Below are 25,726 nucleotides of genomic sequence, written 5' to 3' on the forward strand. Positions count from 1 at the left end.
GGCCCAACAGAAGAGGCAGCTGATGCAATCTCCGTTTTTATCTTCTCTGCGCGTCGGGCTGTGGCTGCTGTCCGCTTGGCCCCTGCTGGCGCAGGCCGGGCCGGCCGATGAGTTTGCGGCGGCTAACCGTGCGCAGCAGGCCAAACTGCTGCAGGCCTGGGCGGCCGAGCCGGACGCCGCGCGCCTGCCGCTGCTGCAGGGGCTGCAGCAGGAAACCGTGGCGATCGACGGGGCGAAGCGCGCCTTTATCCGCCAGGGCGATCGCTATCTGCCGCTCGAGGGCGAGGCGGCCCCGGTTGGCGAACCGAAGAAGGTGTGGCTGAACAACCGGCTGCGCATTCTGATTGCCAACGCATTGTCGGCGCAGCGGCTGGTCAGCGCGGACGCGGCGGTGCGGCTGCAGGCGGCGAGCGCACTGCAGCGCGAAGCGAACGGCGAGCAGCTGCCGCTGTTGGCCCGGCAGCTGGCGCGGGAAACAGACCCACAGGTGCATCAGGCGCTGAGCCTGGCGCTGGCTAACCTGCAGCTGGCCGACGGCAATCCGCAGGTGCGTTTCAATGCGGTGCGGCTGTTGGGCGAATCGGGCGAGCCGGAAACCCGCGCGCGGCTGCAAGCGTTGACCGACGCCGCCCACGAGCCGGACGCTGCGGTGCGCGCCGAGGCGCAACGCAGCCTGCAGCAGGTGCAGCACCGCCTGATGATCGGCGATCTGCTCGGCCAAGCGTTCAGCGGCCTGTCGCTCGGTTCGATCCTGCTGCTGGCGGCGCTCGGGCTGGCGATCACCTACGGCCTGCTCGGCGTCATCAATATGGCGCACGGCGAAATGCTGATGCTCGGCGCCTATTCCGCCTACCTGGTGCAGGGGCTGTTTCAGCAGTTTGCGCCGCAGTGGCTGGCGCTCTACCCGCTGGCGGCGCTGCCGGTGGCGTTCGCCATCACCGCCGGGATCGGCATGCTGCTTGAGCGCACGGTGATCCGCCACCTGTACGGCCGGCCGCTGGAGACCCTGCTGGCCACCTGGGGCATCAGCCTGGTGTTGATCCAGCTGGTGCGGGTGCTGTTCGGGGCGCAGAACGTGGAGGTCGCCAACCCAGCGTGGCTGTCGGGCGGCGTGCAGCTGCTGCCGAACCTGGTGCTGCCGTGGAACCGCATCGCGGTGATCGCGTTCGTGCTCTTGGTGCTGGCGATGACCTGGCTGCTGCTGAACAAGACCCGGCTCGGCATGAACGTGCGCGCGGTGACGCAAAACCGCGCGATGGCGGCCTGCTGCGGCGTGCCCACCGGGCGGGTGGACATGCTGGCCTTCGGGTTGGGATCTGGCATCGCCGGGCTCGGCGGGGTGGCGCTGTCGCAGTTGGGCAACGTCGGGCCGGAGCTGGGGCAAGGCTACATCATCGATTCGTTCCTGGTGGTGGTGCTCGGCGGCGTCGGCCAGCTGGCGGGGACGGTGGCGGCGGCTTTCGGCCTCGGCATCGTCAACAAGATCCTCGAGCCGCAGATCGGCGCCGTGTTGGGCAAGATCCTGATCCTGGTGCTGATCGTTCTGTTTATTCAAAAGCGTCCGCAGGGGCTGTTCGCCCTCAAGGGCAGGGTGATTGACTGATGAGCCAACCATTGACCGTAACCGGCGTGCAGAAAGCGCCCCGGCTGGCGTTGAGCATCGGCGGGCTGGCGTTGTTGGCGCTGCTGGTGATGCCGTTCATGACGCTGTTGCCGGCGGATCATCCGCTGGCGGTGTCCACCTATACCCTGACGCTGGCGGGCAAGATCCTGTGCTACGCGGTGGTGGCGGTGGCGCTCGATCTGGTATGGGGCTATGCCGGGCTGCTGTCGCTCGGCCACGGGCTGTTCTTCGCGCTCGGCGGCTACGCCATGGGCATGTACCTGATGCGGCAGGCGGCGGGCGACGGGCTGCCGGCGTTTATGGCGTTCCTCTCCTGGAATGAGCTGCCGTGGTTCTGGAGCGGCACCCAGCATTTCGCCTGGGCGCTGTGCCTGATCGTGCTGGTGCCGGGCCTGCTGGCCTTCCTGTTCGGCTACTTCGCCTTCCGCTCGAAAATCAAAGGGGTGTATTTCTCGATCATGACCCAGGCGCTGACCTATGCCGGCATGCTGCTGTTCTTTCGCAACGAAACCGGCTTCGGCGGCAATAACGGCTTTACCGGTTTCACCACGCTGCTCGGCTTTCCCATCACCGCCGCCGGCACGCGGGTGGCGCTGTTCCTGGCGACGGTGCTGCTGCTGGCCGCCAGCCTGGCCATCGGCTTTGCGCTGGCGCGCAGCAAATTCGGCCGGGTGCTGACCGCGGTGCGCGATGCGGAAAACCGGCTGACCTTCTGCGGCTACGATCCGAAGGGCTTCAAGCTGTTCGTCTGGACGCTGTCGGCGGTGCTGTGCGGGCTGGCCGGCGCGCTCTATGTGCCGCAGGTCGGCATCATCAACCCCGGCGAAATGTCGCCGACCAACTCGATCGAGGCCGCCATCTGGGTGGCGCTCGGCGGGCGCGGCACGCTGGTGGGGCCGCTGCTCGGCGCCGGCATCGTCAACGGTGCCAAGAGCTGGTTCACCATGGCCATTCCCGAATACTGGCAGTTCTTCCTCGGCCTGATGTTTATCGTCGTCACGCTGTTTCTGCCCAAAGGGGTGATCGGCCTGCTGCGCCGGAGGAAAACCTCATGAAAGCGATGCAAGTGACCGACGAGCTGTTTACCCACCCGCTGCCGGCGGATAAATATCGGCAGCAAACCGATCCGGTGCTGCAGCTCGACAACGTCAACGTCAGCTTCGACGGTTTTCGCGCGCTGACCGATCTGTCGCTGCGCATTGGCGTCGGCGAACTGCGCTGTGTGATCGGCCCCAACGGCGCCGGCAAGACCACGCTGATGGATGTGATCACCGGCAAGACCCGGCCGGACAGCGGCAGGGTGTTTTACGATCAGACCGTCGATCTGACCCGGCTGGCGCCGATGCAGATCGCCCACGCCGGCATCGGCCGCAAGTTTCAAAAACCGACGGTGTTCGAGGCGCTGACGGTGTTCGAAAATCTGGAGATCGCGCAGAAAACCCGCAAATCGGTGTGGGCCTGCCTGCGCGCCCGCCTGAGCAGCGAACAGCGCGACCGTATCGACGAGATGCTGAAGACCCTGCGGCTGGGGCATGAACGCCACCGGCCCGCCGGGCTGCTGTCCCACGGGCAGAAACAGTTTCTCGAGATCGGCATGCTGCTGGTGCAGGAACCGCACCTGCTGCTGCTCGACGAACCGGCGGCCGGCATGACCGACGCCGAAACCGACTACACCGCCGAACTGTTCCGCGAGCTGGCGGGCAAGCATTCGCTGATGGTGGTGGAACACGATATGGGGTTTGTGGAAACCATCGCCGATCGCGTGACGGTGCTGCACCAGGGGCAGGTGCTGGCGGAAGGATCGCTGGCACAGGTGCAGGCCGATGAACGGGTGATTGAGGTATATCTGGGGCGCTGAGGAGGCGTAACGATGCTGCAGGTAGAGGAATTGAATCAGTATTACGGCGGCAGCCACATTCTGCGCGGCCTGTCGTTCGAGGCGCGCATCGGCGAGGTGACCTGCCTGCTGGGGCGCAACGGCGTGGGCAAGACCACGCTGCTGAAATGCCTGATGGGGCTGGTCCCGGCGCGCAGCGGCAGCGTCCGTTGGCAGGGCGAAACCATCACCGGTAAAAAACCGCATCAGCGGGTGCAGGCGGGCATCGCCTATGTGCCGCAGGGGCGGGAGATTTTCCCGCGCCTGACGGTGGAGGAAAATCTGCTGATGGGGCTGGCGCGTTTTTCCGGCACCGCCGCACGCACGGTGCCGGATCCGATCTATGACTTGTTTCCGGTGCTGCGGCAAATGAAGGATCGGCGCGGCGGCGATCTCTCCGGCGGGCAACAGCAGCAGCTGGCGATCGGCCGGGCGCTGGCCTGCCGGCCGCAGCTGCTGATCCTCGACGAGCCGACGGAGGGGATCCAGCCTTCGGTGATCAAGGAGATCGGCGCGGTGATCAAGCAGCTGGCGGCGAAGGGCGATATGGCGATCCTGCTGGTGGAGCAGTTCTATGACTTTGCCGCCGATCTGGCGGACAGCTATCTGGTGATGTCGCGCGGCAGCATCGTGCAGCGCGGCGCTGGCAGCGCCATGGAACAGGATGGCGTACGCGGGCTGGTGGCGATTTGACGTTGGATCAGCTGAAAAAGGATCGGCTGAGCGGATCGCGGGAATGATGCAGCACTCTGATGATATTCACCTCCCGCCTGTGCTGTCGAAAATAAATCAGGTGGTTGGCGACGGGCAATACCCATAGGCCGGGGCCGATTTCATCGAGGTTTCTGCCGAGTTGGTGGTGGCTAAGGTTATCGAAAGCCTGATGCAGGCGGCGCAGATAATCTTCGGCCACCTGTAAGCCAAAGCGCGCCAACCCGTAAAAATAGATCTCTTCCATATCGTCCAAGGCTTTTGGACGAATGGTTACTTTTCTGCGCATCCTTTTGCTTTGCTCCGTATTCTTTCCATGAACACATCACGATCCCATTCGACGGCCTCACCGCTGTTTTCTCCTTCGGCGATCAAGCGCCTAAGCTCTTCCAACTTTGAGGTGGCGGTACGTTCGCGCAAGGTGCGCACCGATTCGCGGATGACTTCACTGGGCGTGCGGTAATCGCCGCTGGCCACCAGGTCTTCGACGAAGCTACGCAGCTCGTCACCCAGATCTACCGTTAATGTTCTGCCCATTGTTCCTCCTCACTTTCGGCTATGCTGCGTCATTGTAAGATTAGTTCTTACATTGTGCACGTCAAACTCTCAGGATCTCAATAGCGGTCCCGTCATGAGGGCGGGAGTCACCCGTTTATTCATTAAGGATAACCATGAACGAAATCACTGTGTCACGCCTCGGTTGCATCGTCCTGTCCCTGTTTCCGGCCCTGTGGGGGCTGTTCAGCCTGTTGAACAATACGGCGGATTTCGCCGGCACCGCGCGCAATGCGGTGGGCCCGCTGCTCGCCATGCAGGATACCTATCAGACGCCGGGGTTGATGTGGCGCGCGATCAGCGCCGACTGGGCCTGCATGTTGGGGTTAGCTGTCATCACCACGCTGGAAACGCTGGCCGGCCTATTCGCGGCCGCAGGCGTGGTGCTGATGATCGGGCGATTGAAAGGCCCTTACGCCGCTTTCGCCAAGGGTAAAGCCTGGGCGATGCTGGGGGCAATTTGCGCAATTGCGGTGTGGGGCGTCGGCTTTATGGTGGTCGCCGGCGACTGGTTTATGGCCTGGCAGGCCAAGAAGGATCCGCTGGCGGTGCAGCTGGGGGCGCTGATCTACCTGGCGCCCAATGCGTTTGCCTTGCTGTTCCTGATGCTGCAGCGGGAGCCGCGCTAAACGACGGCGGAGCGGGGCGCGGTTACAGCGCCTTGCTCATCGCCCAAAGTTCGATGGCACCCTGTTCGCTGGTGTATTGGGCCTCGCCACATACGGCCAGGCCTTGCCGCTGATAAAAGCGCTGGGCGTCGGCGTTCTGTTTCAGCACTTCCAGCCACAGCAGGGGCTGACGGCGTTCGACGGCCCGCCGTTGCACCTGTTCGAAAAATTGTCGGCCGAAACCGCGCCCGGCGTAATCCGGCAGGAAGTAGATCTTTTGCAGTTCGGCGCCGCGCCGTTGGGTGGCGGCCAACAGGCTGTCGAAGTTCACACGTGCATAGCCGACCAGGGCGTCATCCTTATAGGCCAACAGCCAGCACACGTCGGGATCGCGCAGCGTCCGTTCCAGCGCAGAGACGGAAAAATCCTCGGCCAGAAAGGCCTCCAGCTCGTGCGGGTAGCGCCACAGCTCACCGAAGTGCGCGCGATAGGTGCGGATGCCGATATCGCGTACCTGGGTTAAATCTTCCAGCAATGCCTGACGGACGGTGAACATCTGTGCCCCTTTGAGTAAGAAAAATTACAGCCGTTGTTCCAGATGCCGGTGGGGCACCATCGCCTGGTGCAGAATGGCAAGAACGGTGATGCCGGCAGGGCGGCTGCGGTAGTAGATCCTATGGCTGGCGTAAGGAAAACTGCGTATCTCTTCGCCCAGATCGTGAAAGTGGGCCTTACCCGCTTCCGGCATATCCGCCAGATGATGCATGACCTCTCTCAACTGCTCAAGATAGCGGTGAGATTGCGCTTTGCCCCAGTGCTCGACGGTGAAATGACGAATAGCCAACAGATCTTGTTGGGCTTGCGGGGTGAGGCGAAACGCGGGCATATCAGTCGGTTTCGTCGGTGAGCAGACGGTTGAAGAAGGCATCGCCGTCTACCGCCTTACCGGCGTCTTCCTCGGCGGTAGCCTGCGCGATTTTTTGCTGCAGCGCGCGTAATTTGAGATCTTCCAGCGCCTGGTAGTCTTCTACCGACATGACGACGGCGACCGGTTTGCCGTTGCGATTGATTTGCACCGGCTCACGCTGCGCCTTGAGCAGCAAATCGCCGAATTGGGTTTTGGCCTCGTTCGCGCTGAGTGCGTACATTTAATCGCTCCAGTTAATTAAATCGTTCGATTTAACCATTATACGGTGCGATGGAAAAACAACCAATATTATTCCGGCGGGCAGGTGTCGTTGGACAGATGTCGCGGCGTTTCACGGCGAAAACCCAGGCCGATGATGCGGCCGAACAGGCGCGGCAGCCAGCGGCTGTTGCCGACGCGGGCGATCAGGCGCGAACCGCCCGCCGCGCGGCGTTCGCCCGGCTTGCGCTGGCTCATTTTGATCTGCAAAAACTGGATGGCCCGGGTGGGGAATTCGCGCCGGCGCTGCACGCTCAGCAGATGCTTCAGCTGCAGCCGATGCTGGCGCAGCGGCGGGATCAGGGCGTTGGCGGCGGCCACCGCGTCCTGAATCGCCAGGTTGACGCCCACGCCGCCGATCGGCGACATGGCGTGCGCGGCGTCGCCGATGCACAGCACCCCCGGTTTGGCCCAGCGATCCAGACGATCGATGCGGATGCTCAGTAGCTTCACCTGATCCCACTCGACGATCTCCTGCAGGCGATCGTCCTGGAATGGCGCCACCTCGGCGAGGTGCAGCAAAAATTTCTCCAGGCCGCTGCGGCGGATCGCGTCGAAGCTGCCTTTATCGATCGAGTAGCCGCACTGCCAGTAGTCGCCGCGATCGATCATGATGAAGTTCTGCTTCGGCCCGGTATGGCCCATTGACCAGGCCGGATCGCCCGGCTGCTTGCTGAGCTTCATCCACAATACGTCGCGCGGGGCGCCGAAGGAGCGGCTGCTGAGCGCCGCCTGCTCGCGCACCACCGAGTTGCGGCCGTCGGTGCCGATCACCAGCTGGCTGCGCACGCGGATCGGGCCTTCCGGCGTGTCGGCCAGCACGCCGCATACCTGGCCGCGGTCGTAGAGTAGCTGATGAACCTGCGTCGAGGTGAGCAGCCTGAAATGGGGGAATACGGCGGCCTGCTGCGCCAAAAAGTTGAGGAACTCCCACTGCGGCATAAAGGCGATAAATTTGCAGCGCGTCGGCAGGCGAGTGAAATCCGCCAGCTTAATGTCGCGCCCGGCGACTTCGGCGTGCAGGGATTCGGCGCGCTGGTGTGGCAGCGTCAGCAGTTCGTCGAGCAGGCCCAGCTGGTGCATGACTTCCAGCGTCGACGGGTGAATGGTGTCACCGCGAAAATCGCGCAGGAAGTCGGCGTGCTTCTCCAGCACCGTCACGTCGATCCCCGCCCGCGCCAGCAGATAGCCGAGCATCAGCCCGGCGGGGCCGCCCCCCACGATGCAGCAGGTGGTGGCGTAAGGTGTGATCGGTGATGACGGCATGGCGGTTGACCCCGGAGAGCGGCCCGCATCCCGCGAACCGCAAATGAATGTTTAGTGTTGATAATGATTATCAATATCAAGTTTGGCTGTCAACCCGCGGCGCAGTGTGGTCAAAGGGGGCGGACAGATGGCCGACGCGGAACAGCTGGCCGTTTTGCACGGGAGACTGCGGCGGTTCACGCCATAAATCCAGCCGCACTAATCGCCAGTCGGCGGGATCGAACGCCACGATGGAGGCCAGCGCGCCGGGGGCCGCCTGCTGTTGCTGACGCAGCGCAGGCAGATCGCTGTAGGGGATGATGGCCCGTTCCTGGCAGGTCGCCCAGGCGGCCTCGGTCAGATGAGGACGATCGAAATGCGCCAGCCACGGCAGCCAATGATTGACGCGTGGCCAGCCGAATGCCTGGCTGAGCCCCCTGAAACCTTCGCCGGTCAGGAAGTCGCTCATGCCGGCGCTGCTGTTCCACAGGTAGAAGGGGGCGTAGAGGTTCTCGGCGCTGCCTTCGCTGCGCTGCGCGTACAGATAGGCTTTGACGATCAGCTGCGGGCAGGCGTCGAGCCGGTGGCCGAAATTGGCGATGCGGCGGCGGACGATCGCCATGTCGTAATCGGCGGGCAGGGTGAAACGGTATTGCATCGCGAGCATAAGGATTCTCCGGAAAGACATTGACCGGGAGAGCGTGACACGCCATCTTTATCAGTAAAATCGGTATTATTTTGATTGATGATTCAGAAAATCAGGATGGTCAGCATGGGGCGAATAACGTTCGATCTCGAGGATTTGCGCAGCTTCGTTACCGGCGTCGAACTGGGCAGCTTTGCCAAGGCCGCTGAACGGTTAGGGCGCTCGACTTCAGCGGTCAGCGCCCACCTGAAAAAGCTGGAACAACAGGTCGGCGCGCCGATCCTGCGCAAGTCCGGGCGCGGCATGGTGATGACCGAGGCGGGGGAAACCCTGCTCGGCTACGCGCGCCGTCTGCTGGAGCTCAATGACGAAGCCGCCGCCGCGGTGCGCGGGTTGGATCTGCAGGGCACGGTGCGGCTGGGGCTGCAGGAGGATTTCGGCGAAACGTTTCTGCCGCAGGTATTGGGCAGCTTCGCGCGCGCCAATCCGAAGGTGCGCATCGAGGCGCGCATCGCCCGCAATGCCGAGCTGATCGACTGGGTGCTGAAAGGCCAGCTGGATCTGTCGCTGGCGTGGGATGGCGGTTTGAGCACGCCGTTTCATCAGGCGCTGGGGCAGCGGCAGCTGCACTGGATCGCCTCGCCCGGCTTCGCGCTGGCGCCCTGGCGGGAAGGGGATGAGCCGCTTTCGCTGGTGATGTTCGACGCGCCTTGCCTGATGCGCAGCGCGGCGACGCAGGCGCTGGATCGCGCCGGCATTCCCTGGCGCATTGCCTTTACCAGCCGAAGCCTGAACGGCATTTGGGCGGCGGTGAATGCCGGGTTGGGCGTTACGGTGCGGGCCGCGGCGGGTTTGCCGCCTGGCCTGGCGCCGCTGGCGCCCGAACTGCTGCCCGCTCTCGGTCAGCTCGGCGTGGTGCTGCACCGCGCCGAGGATCAGCCTTCCGCCGCCGTGCAGCGGCTGGCGCAGATCGTGGTCGAGCGGATCGGCACTTAATCTTTAGCGATGGGCTGCTTGCCGCTCAGCTGGCCCCATTCGCTCCAGGCGCCGTCATACAGCTTGACCTGCGGCGCGTCGAGCGACAGCAGGCCGAACGCCAGCACCGCTGCCGTCACGCCGGAGCCGCAGCTGGTGATGATCGGCCCGTTGATGTCCACGCCCTTGTCGCTGAAGGTTTGGCGCAGCGCCTCCAGCGATTTGAAGCGGCCGTTCTCCAGCAGCTCGCCGTACGGAATGTTGATGCTGCCGGGAATATGGCCGCGGTGCAGGCCGGGGCGCGGCTCCGGCGCTTCGGCATAAAAGCGCGGCGCGGCGCGCGCGTCGAGAATTTGCACCGGCGTGCCTAACGCCTGTTCCACTTGCCGCATATCCACCACCGCGTCGGCGTTGAACCGGGCGTTGAACGTCTGCGGCTCAGGCTGCGCCGGGCCGGTCTCCAGCGCTTGGCCCAGCGCGGTCCAGCCGTTCAGCCCTTCGTCCAGCACGTAAACATGCCGGGCGCCGAAATTGCGGAAGGTCCACCAGCCGCGCGGCGCGGAGAACTGGTTGCCCTCATCGTAAATCACCAGGGTATCGCGCTCGCTGATGCCCAGCTTGCCCACCGCCGCGCCAAACTCCGCCGCCGTCGGCAGCATGTGCGGCAGCGCGGTGTTTTTGTCCGCCACCTCGTCGATATCGAAATAGACCGCGCCAGGGATATGGCCGCGTTCGAACTCGGCAAGCATGTCTTTCTTCGGCGTCAGCCCGACCGGCGACATCCGGACGTCGATCACCACCAGATTTTCATCGTTGATATGCTGCGCAAGCCATTGGGGAGTCACCAGAAACGGAGAGTTCATCGTCATTGTTCGCCTGTTGTGAAAACGGATTTTCACTATACACCAGGCCGCGCGGGGATGAAGTATGATGTTCAGTCAAAGAGGATGGGCGGGGAGCGGAGAAAACATGACGGATCAGGCGTTTGGCGGGGCCAAGATCGCGCTGCTGTGCGACGATCGCTTGCTGGTTTACCAACGGGACGACAAACCGGGCATTCCGTGGCCCAGCCTGTGGGATCTGCCCGGCGGCGGGCGGGAAAACGGCGAAACGCCGCTGCAGTGCGTGCAGCGGGAGACGCAGGAAGAATTCGGCGTGGCGATCGCCGAACGTCAGGTTGTCTGGCGGCGGCGCTACGACGGCATCCTGCCCGGCTCCCCGCCGACCTGGTTTATGGCCGGCGAGATCGCCCCGGCGCAGATCGCCGCCATTCGCTTCGGTGATGAAGGCCAGCGCTGGCAGATGATGCCGGTGGCGCAGTTTATTCACCATCCGCAGGGCATCGAACATCTGCGCCGCCGGGTGGCGGAGTTTTTGCTTCAGTCCGTCTGAGGTTGCAGCACGCCGCTCGGCATCAGCCGCTGGATGGTGGCGCCGACCCGCTGCACCGCCTGTTCGATCTCCGCCGTCAGCTTAGGCGCATAGTTGATGCGCAGGCAGTTGCGATATTTGCCGGCGGCGGAAAAGATGCTGCCGACGGCGATCTGCACGCCCTGCGGCTCGAGATGGCGGTTCAGCCGCAGGGTGTCGAACGCCTCGTCCAGTTCGATCCACAGCATAAAGCCGCCGCGCGGCCGGCTGACGCGGGTGCCGGCCGGGAAGTGCTTCAGGATAAGGTCGGTCATGCGGTCGCGGTTCTGCTGGTAGCGGGCACGCATGCGCCGCAGGTGCTGCAGATAGTGCCCGCCGCGGATAAATTCGGCGATCGCCAGCTGCGGCTGGGTGGCAGTGGCGCCGGAGCCGATGAACTTCATGTGCAGCACCCGCTCCAGGTAGCGGCCGGGCGCGATCCAGCCCACCCGCAGCCCCGGCGCCAGCGTTTTGGAAAACGAGCTGCACAGCAGCACGCGGCCGTCTTCGTCGAACGACTTGATGGTGCGCGGCCGCGGGTAGTGATAGGCGATGTCGCCGTAGACGTCGTCCTCGATGATCGCCGCGTCGTGGCGCTGCGCCAGCGTCAGCAGCCGCTGTTTGTGGGCGTCGGGCATGATGTAGCCCAGCGGGTTATTGCAGTTGGGCGTCAGCAGGATGGCCTTGACCGGCCACTGTTCCAGCGCCATCTCCAGCGCCGCCAGGCTGACGCCGGTGAGCGGATCGGTGGGGATTTCCAGCGCCTTGATACCTAGGCCCTTCAGCGTCTGCATGGTGCCGTGGAAGCAGGGCGAGTCGACCGCCACGATGTCGCCGGGTTGGCAAACGGCGCGCAGCCCGGCGGAGATCGCTTCCTGGCAGCCGGTGGTGATCAGCAACTGATCGGGGCCGATTTGGCAGCCGGAATCCAGCAGCAGGCGGGCAACCTGTTCGCGCAGCGCGGCCACGCCTTGAATGCTGTCGTAATACAGGCTGCGCAGGTCGCCGTGGCGGGCGGCGTTGCGCAGGGCGACGATCAGCGGTTTCATCGTCGGCTCGGCGATATCCGGCATGCCGCGCCCCAGCTGGATCAGGCCCTCGCGCGGCCGGCTGCGCACCAGCTCCAGCACCTGCTCCCATTGCGAAATGTCTACCGGCCGCTGCACCGGCGCCGTCATGGCGGGCAGCTCGGCCTGCGCGCGCTGCGTATGCACGAAGTAGCCCGACTTCGGCCGCGCTTCCACCAGGCGCTGCTCCTCCAGCAGCCGGTAGGCTTGCTGTACCGTACTGATGCTGACGCCGTGCTCCTGGCTCAGCGTACGCACCGAAGGCAGGCGGTGGCCGGCCGGATACAGCCCTTGCTGAATACGTTGGCTGAGAATGGCGGCCAGGGTGGCGTAGCGTGTCATACAAAGGCCTCTTATCGGGATGAAGAATTAAAAAACCGGTACAGATGCTTTCAAAGTAAACCATTCAGCGGTTTTTTGGGCACAGCTGTATGAAAAAAATAGCGGCAGCGTGAATCTGTATTGTTTTTCTCCCGGCGAGCATGATGACTGCAACGTGAAAACATCAGGGAGAATAACAACATGGCTCTGTTTTCTGGTACGCCGCTGCGGCGCTCGGTAGGTTGGTCACGCTGGCGTCTCTATCTGCTGCGGCACAGAACGAGAAAGGAGCTGTTACTGTTGAACGACAGGCAGCTGGCGGACATCGGCCTGACGCAGGTGGAAGCCCGGCGTGAAGGCTATAAACCGTTCTGGAGAGAATAAGGAAAGCGAATGCTGAAACTATTGGGCAAGGCTTCATCGATCAACGTGCGCAAGGTGCTGTGGACCTGCCAGGAGCTGGGGCTGCCGCTGGTGCGGGAGGACTGGGGCAGCGGCTTTCGCTCCACGCAGGAGCCGGCGTTTCTGGCGCTGAACCCGAACGGCCTGGTGCCGGTGCTGATCGACGGCGAGCGGGTGCTGTGGGAGTCGAACACCATCTGCCGCTATCTGGCGGGGCGGGAAGGGCGCCGCGATCTGCTGCCGCAGGAACCCGGCGCGCGTGCGGCGGTGGAGATGTGGATGGACTGGCAGGCCACCGATCTGAACGGCGCCTGGCGCTATGTGTTCATGTCGCGGGTGCGTGGGCATGCGGATTATCAGGATGCCGCCAGCCTGGCCGCCGCCGAGCGTGAGTGGAACCGGCTGATGGGGTTGCTGGACAAGCATTTGGCGCAGCACGGCCCTTATGCCGCCGGCGCCGCCTTCACGCTGGCGGACGTGGTGCTGGGACTGTCGCTGAATCGCTGGCTGATGACGCCGTTCGAACGGCCGGATTATGTGGCGCTGGCGGCCTATCAGCAGCGCCTGCTGCAACGCCCCGGCTACGTACAGCACGGCGCCAACGGTTTACCGTGATATGAAATAAACGGTTCATTTTATCTCACCCGGATATGGCAAGCTGTGTCTGGGCTTTCTGCGTTGCATCACCCCGTCAACGTTTCATGAACGGCATCACGAATATGAACTTTATTTTCCCACGCGCTTGTTATTGAAATTTATATTCCATATAAACCCGTTATCAACCGGCGCGTTTCATTGAGCGGCGCCTGGTTCTACGCAGGATTTCGATCACGGGAGAAAATGATGAAACAGGTACGCGTTGGGTTAATCGGCACCGGTTATATCGGGCGTTGTCACGCTATCGCCTATGCGCAGGCCCCCACGGTCTTTCCTCTGAAAGGGGAGCTGGTGCTGGAGATGCTGGCGGAAGTGACGCCCGAGCTGGCGGCGCAGCGCGCCACCGAGTTCGGTTTTGCGCGTTCGACCGGCGACTGGCGGCAGCTGGTGGCCGATCCGGCGATCGACGTGGTGGACATCTGCGCGCCCAACTTCTTGCACAAAGAGATGGCGCTGGAGGCGATCCGCCACGGCAAGCACGTGTATTCGGAAAAGCCGCTGGCGCTTGACGCCGCCGACGCGGCGGAGATGGTGCAGGCCGCCCGCGCCAAAGGCGTGAAAACGCTGGTCGGTTTCAACTACATGAAGAACCCGACCAGCCAGCTGGCGCGCGAGATCATCGCCAACGGCGAAATCGGTGAGGTGGTGCATTTTTACGGCACCCACAATGAGGATTATCTGGCCGACCCGCGCACGCCGATTGACTGGCACTGCCGCCGCGCCAGCGCCGGGCTGGGTGCGTTGGGGGATCTGGCGGCGCATATCGTCAACATGGCGCACTACCTGGTGGGCGATATCGTGGCGGTCTCCGGCGATATGCAGACCGTGATCAAACAGCGCCCGGATCCGCAAGACCCGGCGCGCCTGCTGCCGGTGGAAAACGAAGATCAGGCCAGCGCGCTGCTGCGCTTCGCCGGCGGGGCGATGGGCACTCTCGAAACCTCGCGCATCGCCTGCGGGCGCAAGATGGGGCTGACCTATGTGGTCACCGGCACTAAAGGCACGCTGAGCTATACCCAGGAACGGATGGCGGAGCTGAAACTGTATCGGCACGATGAGCCGGCGGAGCGGCAGGGGTTCAAAACGCTGTTGGTAGGGCCGAAGCACCCGGACTACGCGGCGTTCTGCATCAGCGCCGGGCACGGCATCGGCTTTAACGATCAGAAGACGGTGGAGATCCGCGATCTGGTCAACGGCATCGCCGCGGGCGATCGCATGTGGCCGGACTTTGAAGAAGGCTGGAAGGTGTCTTGCGTGCTGGATGCGATAGCCGCCTCCGCCGAGCAGCGGCGCTGGCTGGAGATCAACCGCGATTGAAAATGAAATGGCGCTCTCCCGTGGACAGCGCCATTAATTTGTTATTTTGCTAACTTAATATCTTATTAAGCTAGTTACATAGTAAGTTGCTGACCTGGCAGCTTAGAACGAGAAGCACGAACAGCCGAACGCGCCCCAGAAGGCATTCTCGTCCGACACCGGGATGCTGGAGCGGCGCGCGATGTCATGCTGATGCGCGTGTACGCCGCACGGGCCGCAGCATTGGTGCGCCTGGCTCAGCACGCCGACTTTGGCCGCCGCCGACGGCGGCGCGGAGCGGTAGTGGCCCGGCACCTGGGTAACCGGCGACCACTCCGGAAGCACCGGCAGCGGCGGCGGCGCCAGCGGCGAGAAGCTGCCGGCGGCGTAGACCACCTTGCCGTCCACCACCGTCATCACCGACTCGATGCCTTTGATCTGCTCTTCCGGCACGCTGAAATAGTCCTGCGACAGCACCGCCACATCCGCCAGCTGGCCGACCTTGATCTGGCCTTTCTTGCCCTGTTCGGTGGAGAACCAGGCGCTGCCTTGCGTCCACAGCATCAGCGCCGTTTCGCGATCCAGCCGGGCGCTGTCGTCGTACATCGCCATGCCGCCGACGGTGCGGCCGGAAACCAGCCAGTACAGCGCCGTCCACGGGTTGTAGCTGGCGACGCGAGTGGCGTCGGTGCCCAGTCCGACCGGCAGCTCGGCCGCCAGCATTTTCGCCACCGGCGGCGTATGTTTGGTGGCTTCGATGCCGTAGCGGTCAGCGAAATACTCGCCCTGGAACGCCATGCGGTGCTGCACCGCAATGCCGCCGCCCAATGCCTTGACCCGCTCGATATTGCGCTCGGTAATGGTTTCGGCGTGGTCGAACAGCCAGTGCAGCCCGTTGAACGGAATGTCGCGGTTCACCTTCTCGAACACGTCCAGCATGCGGCTGATGGACTCGTCATAGGTGGCGTGCAGGCGGAACGGCCAGCGGTGCTCGACCAGATGACGCACCACCCGCTCCAGCTCGTCTTCGGTGCCCGGCGGCAGATCCGGGCGCGGCTGCAGGAAGTCTTCGAAGTCGGCGGCGGAGAACACCAGCATCTCGCCGGCGCCGTTGTGGCGATAGAAGTCGGTACCCTGACCCGGCTTGAGCATGTCGGTCCACAGCTCGAAGTCTTCCAGCTCCTGCTTCGGCCGCTGGGTGAACAGGTTATAGGCGATGCGGATGGTCAGCTGCTTTTTCTCGTGCAGCTCGGCGATCACCTGATAATCCTCCGGGTAGTTCTGGAAGCCGCCGCCGGCGTCGATGGCGCTGGTGAGGCCCAGACGGTTCAGCTCGCGCATAAACTGGCGGGTGGAATTAACCTGCTGTTCCAGCGGCAGCTTCGGCCCTTTCGCCAGCGTGGCGTACAGGATCATGGCGTTGGGCTTGGCGATCAGCATGCCGGTCGGGTTGCCGTTGGCGTCGCGCTGGATCTCGCCGCCCGGCGGGTTCGGCGTGTCTTTGGTGTAGCCGACCACCTTCAGCGCCGCGCGGTTGAGCAGCGCGCGATCGTAGAGGTGCAGAATGAACACCGGCGTGTCCGGCGCCGCCTGGTTGATCTCGTCCAGCGTCGGCATGCGGCGCTCGGCGAACTGGAATTCGGTCCAGCCGCCGACCACCCGTACCCACTGCGGGTTCGGCGTGCGCAGCGCCTGTTCTTTCAACATGCGCAGGGCGTCGGCCAGCGAAGGCACGCCTTCCCAGCGCAGCTCCAGGTTATAGTTCAGGCCGCCGCGGATCAGGTGCAGGTGCGAGTCGTTCAGGCCTGGAATAGCGGTGTGGCCATGTAGGTCGATCACCTGGGTTTCCGGCCCGGCGTGCTGCATGACTTCGCTTTCGCTACCGACCGCCAGAAACTTGCCGTCGCGGATGGCGACCGCCTGTGCGGTGGGATTTTGGCGATCGACGGTGTGAAACTTGCCGTTGGTGATGATCAATGAAGCGTGGTGGTTCATAACATTCTCCCGGCGAACCGCCTAGCGGCGGGTCAGCCATTGATGAAAAACGCGAGTCACGATAGGCATCCACAGGTACACCACCAGGGCGACCACGGTGGCGTCATTGAGAAAATGGCCGAGCAGCGAGCCGTCCAGCTGCGGCAGCACCAACCCCCAAAACCAGGGCACCAGATTGGTGGAAGGGAAAATCACCAGCAGGGTGATGATGAACTGCTTCCACTGGGGCGGCTGGCGCACGCCGGGGTTGGGCGGGGTAAACCAGAACTCCGCGCCGGGGCGGATCTCGATATGGTCGCTCTCCAGCAGCAGCGGGGTGACTTCTTCGATGTATTGCTTGCGCAGCGGCGAGTGGATCCAGCGGTACAGGTTGTCGAGGTTGTCGAAGCGGACCAACACCGTATAGGCCTGTTCGTCGCCGGAAGGGCGAATCACGTTGACGCCCAAATGGCCGGTGAAGCCCGCGGCGTCGGGCATGATGCGGTTCAGCCAGGCCTCATAGGCCTGCTCGTTCCCCGGCGCCAAACGGTGGGTGATCACCAGCGTGACATGCTGCGGATGGGCCATAAAACCGACTCCTGAAAATACCCCGGCGCAGGGCCGGGGCAAGGGGATTATTTCACCGTGCGAGCCGGTGCGTGGTGCACCATGGTGTAAGCGTAGTCGACGCCCATCCCGTACGCGCCGCTGTGTTCGCGCACCAGCGCCATCACCGCGTCGTAGGTATCTTTGCGCGCCCAGTCGCGCTGGTACTCCAGCAGCACCTGCTGCCAGGTCACCGGCACGGCGCCGGCCTGCACCATGCGGTCGATCGAACGCTCGTGCGCATCGACGGAGGTGCCGCCGGAGGTGTCGGTCACCACATACACTTCATAGCCGGCTTCCAGCGCCATCAGTGCCGGGAAGGTCAGACACACTTCGGTCCACAGCGCGGAGATCACCAGCTTTTTGCGGCCGGTAGCTTCCACGGCTTTAACGAAGGCCGCGTCTTCCCAGGAGTTCATCGAGGTGCGTTCAATCGGGGTGATTTCAGGGTGTACCGCCAGCAGTTCCGGCCAGATATAGCCGCTGAAGCTTTCGGTTTCTACCGAGGTGAAAAGGGTTGGCACGTTGAAAATCTTGCCCGCCTTCGCCAAGCCAACAACGTTGTTTTTCAGTTGCTGACGATCAATATTAGCCACGCCGAAGGCCATTTGCGGTTGATGATCGATAAAAATCAGTGCGGAGTTGTCTTTATCAAGCAGTTGAAACTTAGACATAATTTACCTTCCCAGTGATATTTCGGTTGAACATCTGATGAGTGTAACGCCGATAAAACGCATGGTAGGCAGAGGGCGATTTCAAAGATACCGCAGAATTTTTGCCGACTTGTTGAGTTTTTTTATACACGGGAGAAAGCATGAGATTAAACCTGGAAGCGCTGCTGATTTTGGACGCGCTGGACCGGCACGGATCTTTCGCCGCCGCGGCCGCCGCACTGTTTAAAACCCCTTCGGCACTTAGCTATATGGTGCAAAAGCTGGAGAACGATCTCGACATCACCCTGCTGGACCGCTCCGGCCATCGGGCGAAGTTCACCGATACCGGCAAGCTGATGCTGGAAAAAGGCCGGGTGTTGCTGCGGGCGGCGCAGGATCTGGAGCAGCAGGCGCGCTACGTGGAGAACGGCTGGGAAAGCGAGATCACGCTCGGGATCGACGCCTCATTCCCGTTCGCCCGCCTGTTGCCACTGATCGACGAGTTCTATCGGCAACATCATCATACCCGGCTACGTTTCAGCCACGAGGTGCTGGCCGGCTCCTGGGAATCGCTGGTTTATGGCTGCGCCGACATTATCATCGGCGCCATCTGCGAGCCGCCGTCGCGGGTGGGCTATGCGTTCAGCCGGCTGGGGCAGCTGGATTACGTGTTCGCCGTCGCGCCGCAGCATCCGCTGGCGACGCTGCCGGAACCGTTGCCGAAGGACGAAATCCGTCAGCACCGGGCGGTGGTGGTGCGCGATACCTCGCGGGTCAATGCGCCGCAGAGCCTGAACCTGCTCGAAGAGCAGGATACGCTGACGGTCTTCGGCTTCGACGCCAAGCTGCAGGCGCAGTTGGCCGGGTTGGGCTGCGGCTATCTGCCGCGTTCTCTGGCGGAACCTTACCTGAACAGCGGCGAACTGGTGGCGAAACGCGTGGAATCTGAGCGCTGCAGCGACGTTGCCTATTTCGGCTGGCGGGAAAGCGCCAGCGGTCTGGCGGCCAAGTGGTGGCGCGAGCGGCTGCAGCGTTACGCGGATGACGGCGAGGCTTACCCGGCGGCGCAGTGAGGGCCACGCGATAAGGATAAATCCCCCCAATAAGGACATAGGGAATGAAAAAGACACTAAGCCTGTTGGCGCTGTTGCTGCTGAGCGGCTGCGGCGCCGGGCGTCAGGCCGGCATCCCGTTGCCGGAGCCGCAGGCCGAGGCGCAGGCCACGGCGCCGCTCAGCTATCCGGTGCGGGTGCATAACGCGGTGAGCCGCGAGCTGCGTTTGCCTGAACGCGCGCGCGGCCAACGCTGCACCATCAGCATTCGGCTACGGCCGGACGGCAAGCTGGCGAGCAGCAAGATCGTAAGAGGCGACGCGCCCCTGTGCGCAGCGGCGAGCGCGGCGGTGCAGCACGCGCAGTTTCCGCCGATGGCCACCGCCACCGAGTACGCGCTGTTCAACGCCGTGGTGCTCGATTTCGTTCCCTGAAGGGATGTGACCGACGGGCCGCCTGCGCGGCCCGTTTTTTCTCGTTTCGCCGTTTGCGTATTCACGCTTTTCCACCAATAGTGTTTTCCGGGCACGTCTCAAGACGAGGTTGCATTGGCTGGCCAACGGGAGAAAAAGGCATGAAAGGCGAACATCATTATCAGGTGGCGGTCACCTGGCAGGGGAATTTGGGCGCAGGCACCGAGGATTACCGCGCCTACGGGCGCGATCACCTGATCGGCGCCGCGGGCAAGGCAGACATCGCCGGCTCCGCCGATCCGGCCTTCCGCGGCGACGCAACGCGCTGGAACCCGGAAGATTTGCTGGTGGCTTCGCTCAGCGCCTGTCACAAATTATGGTATCTGCATCTGTGCGCCACCTCGGGCATTTCCGTACTGGCCTATCAGGACAACGCCGTCGGGGTGATGCGTGAAGACGCGGCGCGCGGCGGCTTTTTCACCTCGGTGACGCTGCGGCCGCAGGTCACGGTGCGCGACGGCGACGATCTGCAACTGGCGCAACAGCTGCACGAGAAGGCGCATCACCTGTGCTTTATCGCCAACTCGGTGAATTTCCCGGTGGCCTGCGAACCGCAGGCCGCGTACGCAACCCGCTGAATTTTCACTTAGCTTTGCCATTTTCGTTATTTTGAACGCCGCTACGGCTCGCGGATACTGGGAGAAAATCTCTCACCGCGAGCCGCAGCATGTCCCATGCCCACTATTTGCACCCCGAACAGCGCGAACGAATCAGGCAGCTTTATCGGCGCCGCTATTGGCGAATGGAATTGCCCACCTGGGGGATCATGGCGGCGGTGTACGGCGGCTGGTTCGGCGTGGCGCTGGGATGGCAAACGCTGGGCCCGTGGCTTGGCGCGCCGCTGTTGATTCTCCTGACCACCTGGTACCTGTCGTTGCAACACGAGCTGATCCACGGCCATCCGACGCGCTGGCCGCGCGTCAATCAGCTGTTCGGCCTGTTGCCGCTGGCGGTGTGGTATCCCTATGGGCTGTATCGCGATTCGCATCTGCGCCACCACCGCAACGACCACCTGACCGATCCGCACGAAGATCCCGAAAGCTATTACTTCAGCGCCGCGCAGTGGCGGCGCTATCCCCGCCTGTTGCCGCTGCTGGCCGCCGTGCGCAATACGCTGATCGGCCGGGTGCTCCTCGGCCCGGCGTTGGATATCGCCGCGACCCTGGCTGGGGCGGTGAAAGCGCTTGCCGCCGGGGAGTGGCGTACCTGGGTGATGTGGGGAGTGCACCTGTCGCTGTTGGCGATGTTGCTGAACTGGCTGCAGGCGCAGGGTATCGGTGCGGCGTTTTACCTGCTGGCCATCAGCTACCCGGCGCTGGCGCTGACCAAGGTAAGATCGTTTTTTGAGCATCGCGCCGTGGACGCACCGCAGGCACGTTCTATTATTAATGAGGCGGGCCGGCCGTGGCGGCTGCTGTTTCTCAATCTGAACTACCATTTAGTGCATCACGATCTGCCCGGCCTGCCCTGGTATGGTTTGCGCGAAGTCTATCTGGCGGAGCGTGAGGCATATCAGCGGCGCAGCCAGGGATTTGTCGCGCAGGGCTACGGCGAGTGGCTGCGCGATTACGCCCTGACGCCGATCGACGTTGGCGTGCATCCGTTGCGCGCCGATGAACCGCAGGGAGAAGGCGATGCCCTGCCGACGGAAAAATTTATTGCGCGCTGGAAGCGCGTTTCTCAGGATTTTCCAACCTAACCGGCCCATGAGCCGGAAAACGTATAACCAGAGGAAAAGTATGGCAATCACGTTATCACGCGGACGTTCCTTTGCCGTCGCGCTGGCCCTGCTGGCCACCGGCGGTCTGGCGCAGGCGGCCGACTCGGTGCGCGTCGGCTCCAAGATCGATACCGAAGGTTCGCTGCTCGGCAACCTCATCGTGCAGGTGCTGGAAGCCAACGGCATCAAGACCACGAACAAGCTGCAGCTCGGCACCACCAAGGTGCTGCGCGGCGCCATCACCTCCGGCGAGATCGACATCTACCCGGAATACACCGGCAACGGCGCGTTTTTCTTCGCCGATGAGAAAGATCCGGCGTGGAAGAACGCCCAGGCCGGCTTCGAGAAGGTGAAGCAGCTCGACTACGACAAAAACAAAATCGTCTGGCTGGATGCGGCGCCGGCCAACAACACCTGGACCATCGCCATTCGTCAGGACGTGGCGGAGGCCAACCATCTGAAGACGCTGTCGGATCTCGGCAAGTGGATCAACGGCGGCGGCAAGTTCAAGCTGGCGGCCTCGGCGGAATTTATCGAGCGGCCGGATGCGCTGCCGGCGTTCCAGAACGCCTACGGTTTCAAACTGAATCAGGATCAGCTGCTGTCCCTGGCCGGCGGTGACACGGCGGTGACCATCAAGGCGGCGGCGGAGCAGACCTCCGGCGTCAACGCGGCGATGGCCTACGGCACCGATGGCCCGGTGGCGGCGCTGGGGCTGCAGACGCTGGCGGACCCGAAAGGCGTACAGCCGATCTACGCACCGGCGCCGATCGTGCGCGAAGCGGCGCTGAAGGCGCACGCCAATCTGCCTGAGCTGCTCAAGCCGGTGTTCGCCTCTCTGGACGGGCCGACGCTGCAAAAACTCAACGCGCAGATCGCCGTGGAAGGCCAGGACGCCAAACAGGTGGCGGCCGCTTACCTGAAAGAGAAAGGGTTTGTTAAGGGATAATGCCGAGGTGCCCCCTCTGCCGTCGGGAGAGGGGGTAAACCGAGGGAGCCGGAGCGTTTCTTTGACTATCGCCGTAAAACATCGCGTCTTGTTGACGCTGTTCATGCTGTTGCTGCTGGCCGCGTTTGGCCTGCCGTTCCTCAGTTATGCCCCCAATCGCCTGTTGTCGGGCAAAAGCCTCTCCTTGTTCTCCTTGCTGCACGGCCCGGCGCTGTGGCTGCTGTTGCCGCTGGCGGCATTGGCTATCCTCAGCCTGTTGCCGCCGACGCGGGGGCGGGCGCTGCTGGCGGCGCTGGCCGCCTGCGGGGTGCTGACGCTGGCCTTCTGGATCAGCGGGCAGGCTGCTGAACGTTTGGCGCAAGAGGGATCGCGCCTGGCGCGCACCTCCTGGGGCAGCGGATGCTGGCTGACGATGGCGCTGAGCCTGCTGATCGCCGCCGACGCCATGGCGCGCCTCACCGCGTCGCACCTGTGGCGCATGCTGGGCAACGCGCTGGTGCTGGTGCCGCCGGCGCTGCTGCTGTTCGGGCATCAGCTCGATCAGCTGTCGCTGCTGAAGGAGTACCACAATCGCCAGGAGGTGTTTGACGCCGCGCTGCTGCAGCACCTGACGATTCTGCTGGCGACGATGGCGCCGGCGCTGGCGATCGGCGTGCCGCTCGGGGTGCTGTGTTTTCGCTCCGAACGCTGGCAGCGGCCGATTTTCTCCGCGCTGAACATTATCCAGACCGTGCCGTCCATCGCGCTGTTCGGCCTGCTGATCGCGCCATTGGCGGGTCTGGCGACGGCGGTGCCCTGGCTGGCGGAGCACGGCGTCAGCGGCATCGGCATGGCGCCGGCGATCGTGGCGCTGGTGCTGTACGCGCTGTTGCCGCTGGTGCGCAGCGTGGTGGCGGGGCTGCAAAGCGTGCCGGCCGGGGTGATCGAATCCGCCACCGGCATGGGGCTGACGCGCGGGCAGATCTTCCTGCGCGTGCAGCTGCCGTTGGCGCTGCCGCTGTTCCTGACCGGCGTGCGTATCCTGGCGGTGCAAACCGTCGGCATGGCGGTGGTGGCGGCGCTGATCGGCGCCGGCGGCTTTGGCGCCATCGTGTTCCAGGGGCTGCTCAGCAGCGCGCTGGATCTGGTTCTGCTGGGGGTGATCCCGGTAGTCATGATGGCGGTCATCGTCGATTCGCTGTTTAAATTTTGGGTTTCAATCCTGGACGTATCGCGCCGATGATTCACTTTGAGCAAGTCAGCAAAATTTTTCAGGGCAAGCCGGCGGTGGACGATCTCACGCTGCACATCGCCGAGGGCGAATTCACCGTGTTGATCGGCACCTCGGGTTCCGGCAAGTCCACGACGTTAAAAATGATCAATCGCCTGATCGAACACGATCGGGGCAAGATTCTCTTTGCCGGCGAAGAGATCCAGTCGTTCAACCCGCAGGATCTGCGGCGGCGCATGGGCTATGCGATCCAGTCGATCGGCCTGTTCCCGCACTGGACGGTGGAGGAGAACATCGCCACCGTGCCGCAACTGCTGAAATGGCCGCGCGCGCGCATTCGCGATCGGGTGACCGAACTGCTGGAGCTGTTGCATCTGGAGCCGGATCTGTTTCGCCGCCGCTATCCGCATCAGCTGTCCGGCGGGCAGCAGCAGCGGGTGGGGGTGGCGCGCGCGCTGGCCGCCGATCCCGAGGTGTTGCTGATGGACGAACCGTTCGGCGCGCTGGATCCGGTTACCCGTGCGGCGCTGCAGGCGGAGATCGCGCGCATCCATCAGCTCTCCGGCCGTACCATCGTGCTGGTGACGCACGACATCGATGAAGCGCTGGGCTTGGCGGATCGCCTGGTGCTGCTCGATCAGGGGCGGGTGGTGCAACAGGGCACGCCGCTGGCGCTGCTGACCGCGCCGGCCAACGACTTCGTGCGGGATTTCTTCGGGCGCAGCGATCGCGGCATCAAGCTGCTGTCGCTGGGAACGGTGGCGGAGCGGGTGCGGCCCGGCGCCGCCGAGGGCGAACCGATCGCCGCCGCCATGAGCCTGCGAGAGGCACTGTCGGTGTTTGTGGCGCGCGGCAGCGACTGCCTGCCGGTGGTGGATGAACGGGGCGAAGCGTTGGGGGTGTTGCACTTCAACGATCTGATCGCCGGGCAGGCGCTGTCATGAGCGGGCGCATCTGGCGCCTGCTGCGCGATCCGCTGCCCTGGACGCTGGCGCTGCTGTTGGCGCTGGTGTTCGGCATGGATCATCTGCGCGGCTTGTTCGCCGCCTGGTTCCCCGATCTGGAGCGGCCCATTTATCAGCAGGACAGCTTTATCGCGCTGGTGGGGGCGCACCTGTCGCTGGTGGCGATCTCCAGCCTGATCGCGGTGGCTCTCGGCGTGGCGGCCGGCGTGGCCGTCACCCGGCGCAGCGGTCGGGAGTTTCGTTCGCTGGTGGAAACGGTGGTGGCGGTGGGGCAGACCTTCCCGCCGGTGGCGGTGCTGGCGGTAGCGGTGCCGGTGATGGGCTTCAGCGAACAGCCGGCGATCATTGCGCTGGTATTGTACGGCCTGCTGCCGATCCTGCAGGGCACGCTGGCGGGCATCGAATCGGTGCCGCCCGCCACGCGCGAGATTGCCCGCGGCGTGGGGATGAGCGCCTGGCAAATTCTGTGGCGGGTCGAATTGCCGCTGGCGGCGCCGGTGATCGTCGCCGGGATCCGCACGTCGGTGATCATTAACATCGGCACGGCGGCCATCGCTTCCACCGTCGGCACCAAAACCCTCGGCTCGCCGATCATCATCGGTCTGAGCGGGTTTAACACCGCCTATGTGATCCAGGGCGCGGCGGTGGTGGCGTTGTTGGCTATTATCACCGATATGCTGTTCGAACGTTGGGTGCGTTATCTCACCGCCTGGCGTCAGCAGACGCTGGCGTCCACTCCGGCGGGGTAAGGGGGAAATGATGCAGGTGTCTCTACCGATGTACGGCGTTGGCCGGGAGCAGGCCGAATCTTTCTGGCAGGTATTGCGCGACAAGCTGCTGCGGCTGGGGCTGCCGGCGGCGCCGGAGCGGCTCAGCTGGCCGGACGATCTGGCGCAGCACTGGCGGCGCGACGATCTGCTGCTCAGCCAAACCTGCGGTTATCCGTTGGTCAGCACCCTGTCGCAGGTGCAGCTGATCGGCACCTACCATTACCGGGTTGAAGGGTGCGACGGGCCGAATTACCGCAGTTGGCTGGTGGTGCGTGCGGGCGACCCCGGCGAACGGCTGGCGGATTTTCGCGGCCGGACGGTGGCTTACAACAGCACCGATTCCCAGTCCGGCTACAACGGCCTGCGCGCGCTGATCGCGCCGTTGGCGCAGGATGGGAAATTCTTCGGTGCGGCGATTGCCTCCGGCGCGCATTATCAGTCGCTGAAGCTGATCCGCAGCGGGCAGGCGGATATCGCCGCCATCGATTCGATCAGCATGGAACTGCTGCGTCGCGCGCAGCCGCAGGCGCTGGAGGGGCTGAAAATCATCGGCCGCACGGCGGCGGTGCCCGGCCTGCCGCTGATCACCGCGGCGGGCACGCCGCCGGAACAGGTGGAAATCCTGCGCGCCGGCGCCCGGGCGATGCTGGATGAGGCGGTCAGCGACCGCCTGCTGATCGGCGATTTCAGCCTGGTGCCGCGTTCGGCCTACCAGATTATCACTGTGCTGGAACAGCAGGCCGCCGCGCAGGGCGTGACGGCGCTCTAGCCGCCG

31 protein-coding genes are annotated in these 25,726 nt (G+C 63.8%); 19 read left to right on the plus strand and 12 right to left on the minus strand.

Annotation, left to right across the window (positions count from 1 at the left end; all coding sequences use genetic code 11):
• Positions 1-22 precede the first annotated feature (22 nt).
• From urtB to urtE, 4 genes are read left to right on the plus strand one after another with little or no spacing between them, the layout of a single operon-like run.
• Positions 23-1,603: an urea ABC transporter permease subunit UrtB gene (urtB, locus tag ACJ8QI_RS02950; RefSeq protein ID WP_442532050.1), complete on the plus strand. Its 1,581-nt coding sequence runs from the start codon at positions 23-25 to the stop codon at positions 1,601-1,603.
• Positions 1,603-2,679 (plus strand): urea ABC transporter permease subunit UrtC, encoded by a 1,077-nt coding sequence (urtC, locus tag ACJ8QI_RS02955; protein ID WP_016928582.1) that lies wholly within the window; start codon positions 1,603-1,605, stop codon positions 2,677-2,679. The genes urtB and urtC overlap by 1 nt, the downstream gene beginning before the upstream one ends.
• Positions 2,676-3,482 (plus strand): urea ABC transporter ATP-binding protein UrtD, encoded by an 807-nt coding sequence (gene urtD / locus ACJ8QI_RS02960; RefSeq protein WP_015377102.1) that lies wholly within the window; start codon positions 2,676-2,678, stop codon positions 3,480-3,482. Before urtC ends, urtD begins: the two co-directional genes overlap by 4 nt.
• 12 nt (positions 3,483-3,494) lie before the next feature.
• A complete protein-coding gene (gene urtE / locus ACJ8QI_RS02965) occupies positions 3,495-4,193 on the plus strand; it encodes an urea ABC transporter ATP-binding subunit UrtE (RefSeq protein WP_442532051.1) in 699 nt (232 codons plus the stop codon).
• Positions 4,194-4,200: 7 nt separating this feature from the next.
• On the opposite strand, the gene ACJ8QI_RS02970 is transcribed toward urtE, so the two are convergent.
• A complete protein-coding gene (locus tag ACJ8QI_RS02970; RefSeq protein ID WP_123894193.1) occupies positions 4,201-4,500 on the minus strand; it encodes a type II toxin-antitoxin system RelE/ParE family toxin in 300 nt (99 codons plus the stop codon).
• Positions 4,485-4,748, minus strand: coding sequence for a type II toxin-antitoxin system ParD family antitoxin (locus tag ACJ8QI_RS02975; protein ID WP_123894195.1), 264 nt, complete (start codon positions 4,746-4,748; stop codon positions 4,485-4,487). Before ACJ8QI_RS02975 ends, ACJ8QI_RS02970 begins: the two co-directional genes overlap by 16 nt.
• 134 nt (positions 4,749-4,882) lie before the next feature.
• On the opposite strand from ACJ8QI_RS02975, the gene ACJ8QI_RS02980 reads away from it, so the two are divergent.
• Positions 4,883-5,395: a DUF2165 family protein gene (locus tag ACJ8QI_RS02980; protein ID WP_049272535.1), complete on the plus strand. Its 513-nt coding sequence runs from the start codon at positions 4,883-4,885 to the stop codon at positions 5,393-5,395.
• Positions 5,396-5,417: 22 nt separating this feature from the next.
• Here the strand turns inward: ACJ8QI_RS02980 and ACJ8QI_RS02985 are convergent, their stop codons facing one another.
• The 5 genes from ACJ8QI_RS02985 to ACJ8QI_RS03005 all read right to left on the minus strand — a co-directional run bounded on the left by ACJ8QI_RS02985 (position 5,418) and on the right by ACJ8QI_RS03005 (position 8,472).
• Positions 5,418-5,930, minus strand: a complete 513-nt coding sequence (locus ACJ8QI_RS02985; protein ID WP_060425533.1) for a GNAT family N-acetyltransferase — start codon at positions 5,928-5,930, stop codon at positions 5,418-5,420.
• Between the two features lie 24 nt (positions 5,931-5,954).
• Complete coding sequence (locus tag ACJ8QI_RS02990; protein ID WP_047568680.1) at positions 5,955-6,260, minus strand: type II toxin-antitoxin system RelE/ParE family toxin; 306 nt, start codon at positions 6,258-6,260, stop codon at positions 5,955-5,957.
• A 1-nt stretch (position 6,261) separates the two neighbouring features.
• Complete coding sequence (locus tag ACJ8QI_RS02995; RefSeq protein WP_033637606.1) at positions 6,262-6,522, minus strand: type II toxin-antitoxin system Phd/YefM family antitoxin; 261 nt, start codon at positions 6,520-6,522, stop codon at positions 6,262-6,264.
• A gap of 68 nt (positions 6,523-6,590) precedes the next feature.
• Complete coding sequence (locus ACJ8QI_RS03000; protein WP_197847806.1) at positions 6,591-7,826, minus strand: FAD-dependent oxidoreductase; 1,236 nt, start codon at positions 7,824-7,826, stop codon at positions 6,591-6,593.
• Between the two features lie 76 nt (positions 7,827-7,902).
• Positions 7,903-8,472, minus strand: coding sequence for a DUF4865 family protein (locus ACJ8QI_RS03005; protein ID WP_442532052.1), 570 nt, complete (start codon positions 8,470-8,472; stop codon positions 7,903-7,905).
• 105 nt (positions 8,473-8,577) lie between these two features.
• On the opposite strand from ACJ8QI_RS03005, the gene ACJ8QI_RS03010 reads away from it, so the two are divergent.
• Entirely contained in the window at positions 8,578-9,447 is an 870-nt protein-coding gene (locus ACJ8QI_RS03010; RefSeq protein WP_147839579.1) for a LysR substrate-binding domain-containing protein, read from the plus strand.
• On the opposite strand, the gene sseA is transcribed toward ACJ8QI_RS03010, so the two are convergent.
• Positions 9,444-10,289, minus strand: a complete 846-nt coding sequence (gene sseA / locus ACJ8QI_RS03015; protein ID WP_159318939.1) for a 3-mercaptopyruvate sulfurtransferase — start codon at positions 10,287-10,289, stop codon at positions 9,444-9,446. The two genes, ACJ8QI_RS03010 and sseA, sit on opposite strands and share 4 nt — an antisense overlap.
• Positions 10,290-10,395: 106 nt before the next feature.
• Between sseA and ACJ8QI_RS03020 the strand changes: the two genes are divergently transcribed.
• Positions 10,396-10,818: an NUDIX hydrolase gene (locus tag ACJ8QI_RS03020; protein WP_089185680.1), complete on the plus strand. Its 423-nt coding sequence runs from the start codon at positions 10,396-10,398 to the stop codon at positions 10,816-10,818.
• Here the strand turns inward: ACJ8QI_RS03020 and ACJ8QI_RS03025 are convergent.
• Complete coding sequence (locus ACJ8QI_RS03025; protein WP_070914033.1) at positions 10,806-12,245, minus strand: aminotransferase-like domain-containing protein; 1,440 nt, start codon at positions 12,243-12,245, stop codon at positions 10,806-10,808. The genes ACJ8QI_RS03020 and ACJ8QI_RS03025 overlap by 13 nt on opposite strands.
• Positions 12,246-12,425: 180 nt before the next feature.
• Between ACJ8QI_RS03025 and ACJ8QI_RS03030 the strand changes: the two genes are divergently transcribed.
• The 3 genes from ACJ8QI_RS03030 (at position 12,426) to ACJ8QI_RS03040 (ending at position 14,600) form a co-directional block, all read left to right on the plus strand.
• A complete protein-coding gene (locus ACJ8QI_RS03030) occupies positions 12,426-12,608 on the plus strand; it encodes a DUF1127 domain-containing protein (protein WP_180548263.1) in 183 nt (60 codons plus the stop codon).
• A gap of 9 nt (positions 12,609-12,617) precedes the next feature.
• Positions 12,618-13,241, plus strand: a complete 624-nt coding sequence (locus ACJ8QI_RS03035; protein WP_442532053.1) for a glutathione S-transferase family protein — start codon at positions 12,618-12,620, stop codon at positions 13,239-13,241.
• Positions 13,242-13,469: 228 nt separating this feature from the next.
• Positions 13,470-14,600 (plus strand): Gfo/Idh/MocA family protein, encoded by a 1,131-nt coding sequence (locus tag ACJ8QI_RS03040; RefSeq protein WP_048233045.1) that lies wholly within the window; start codon positions 13,470-13,472, stop codon positions 14,598-14,600.
• Between the two features lie 102 nt (positions 14,601-14,702).
• Here ACJ8QI_RS03040 and ACJ8QI_RS03045 read toward each other — a convergent pair whose 3' ends face one another.
• The 3 genes from ACJ8QI_RS03045 to ACJ8QI_RS03055 are packed head-to-tail and all read right to left on the minus strand — an operon-like array spanning position 14,703 to position 17,833.
• Positions 14,703-16,574 carry an amidohydrolase gene (locus tag ACJ8QI_RS03045; protein ID WP_033637616.1) on the minus strand — a complete coding sequence of 624 codons (1,872 nt, stop codon included), beginning with the start codon at positions 16,572-16,574 and terminating at the stop codon, positions 14,703-14,705.
• 21 nt (positions 16,575-16,595) lie between these two features.
• A complete protein-coding gene (locus tag ACJ8QI_RS03050; RefSeq protein WP_442532054.1) occupies positions 16,596-17,141 on the minus strand; it encodes an antibiotic biosynthesis monooxygenase in 546 nt (181 codons plus the stop codon).
• A 47-nt stretch (positions 17,142-17,188) separates the two neighbouring features.
• The gene (locus tag ACJ8QI_RS03055) at positions 17,189-17,833 is read right to left on the minus strand and encodes a hydrolase (protein WP_004939390.1); all 645 of its coding nucleotides are present in this window, start codon (positions 17,831-17,833) and stop codon (positions 17,189-17,191) included.
• A gap of 140 nt (positions 17,834-17,973) precedes the next feature.
• On the opposite strand from ACJ8QI_RS03055, the gene ACJ8QI_RS03060 reads away from it, so the two are divergent.
• The 9 genes from ACJ8QI_RS03060 to ACJ8QI_RS03100 all read left to right on the plus strand — a co-directional run bounded on the left by ACJ8QI_RS03060 (position 17,974) and on the right by ACJ8QI_RS03100 (position 25,720).
• Entirely contained in the window at positions 17,974-18,885 is a 912-nt protein-coding gene (locus tag ACJ8QI_RS03060; protein WP_049200980.1) for a LysR substrate-binding domain-containing protein, read from the plus strand.
• A gap of 44 nt (positions 18,886-18,929) precedes the next feature.
• A complete protein-coding gene (locus ACJ8QI_RS03065; RefSeq protein ID WP_047728276.1) occupies positions 18,930-19,298 on the plus strand; it encodes a cell envelope integrity TolA C-terminal domain-containing protein in 369 nt (122 codons plus the stop codon).
• 140 nt (positions 19,299-19,438) lie between these two features.
• On the plus strand, positions 19,439-19,915 hold the full coding sequence (locus ACJ8QI_RS03070) for an OsmC family protein (RefSeq protein ID WP_049200976.1): 477 nt from the start codon (positions 19,439-19,441) through the stop codon (positions 19,913-19,915).
• A gap of 89 nt (positions 19,916-20,004) precedes the next feature.
• On the plus strand, positions 20,005-21,036 hold the full coding sequence (locus ACJ8QI_RS03075) for a fatty acid desaturase (protein WP_141958460.1): 1,032 nt from the start codon (positions 20,005-20,007) through the stop codon (positions 21,034-21,036).
• Positions 21,037-21,076: 40 nt separating this feature from the next.
• Positions 21,077-22,006 carry a glycine betaine ABC transporter substrate-binding protein OsmF gene (gene osmF / locus ACJ8QI_RS03080; protein ID WP_033642355.1) on the plus strand — a complete coding sequence of 310 codons (930 nt, stop codon included), beginning with the start codon at positions 21,077-21,079 and terminating at the stop codon, positions 22,004-22,006.
• A gap of 61 nt (positions 22,007-22,067) precedes the next feature.
• Positions 22,068-23,228 carry an ABC transporter permease gene (locus tag ACJ8QI_RS03085; RefSeq protein ID WP_046686654.1) on the plus strand — a complete coding sequence of 387 codons (1,161 nt, stop codon included), beginning with the start codon at positions 22,068-22,070 and terminating at the stop codon, positions 23,226-23,228.
• The gene (locus ACJ8QI_RS03090; RefSeq protein WP_084826595.1) at positions 23,225-24,160 is read left to right on the plus strand and encodes an ABC transporter ATP-binding protein; all 936 of its coding nucleotides are present in this window, start codon (positions 23,225-23,227) and stop codon (positions 24,158-24,160) included. The genes ACJ8QI_RS03085 and ACJ8QI_RS03090 overlap by 4 nt, the downstream gene beginning before the upstream one ends.
• Positions 24,157-24,930 (plus strand): ABC transporter permease, encoded by a 774-nt coding sequence (locus tag ACJ8QI_RS03095; RefSeq protein ID WP_336843080.1) that lies wholly within the window; start codon positions 24,157-24,159, stop codon positions 24,928-24,930. Before ACJ8QI_RS03090 ends, ACJ8QI_RS03095 begins: the two co-directional genes overlap by 4 nt.
• Before the next feature lie 28 nt (positions 24,931-24,958).
• A complete protein-coding gene (locus ACJ8QI_RS03100; protein ID WP_077791553.1) occupies positions 24,959-25,720 on the plus strand; it encodes a phosphate/phosphite/phosphonate ABC transporter substrate-binding protein in 762 nt (253 codons plus the stop codon).
• Positions 25,721-25,726 lie beyond the last annotated feature (6 nt).

The sequence above is a fragment of the Serratia sp. CY84636 genome, assembly GCF_052166245.1.
In the GTDB taxonomy this organism is placed as follows: Bacteria; Pseudomonadota; Gammaproteobacteria; order Enterobacterales; family Enterobacteriaceae; genus Serratia; species Serratia nevei.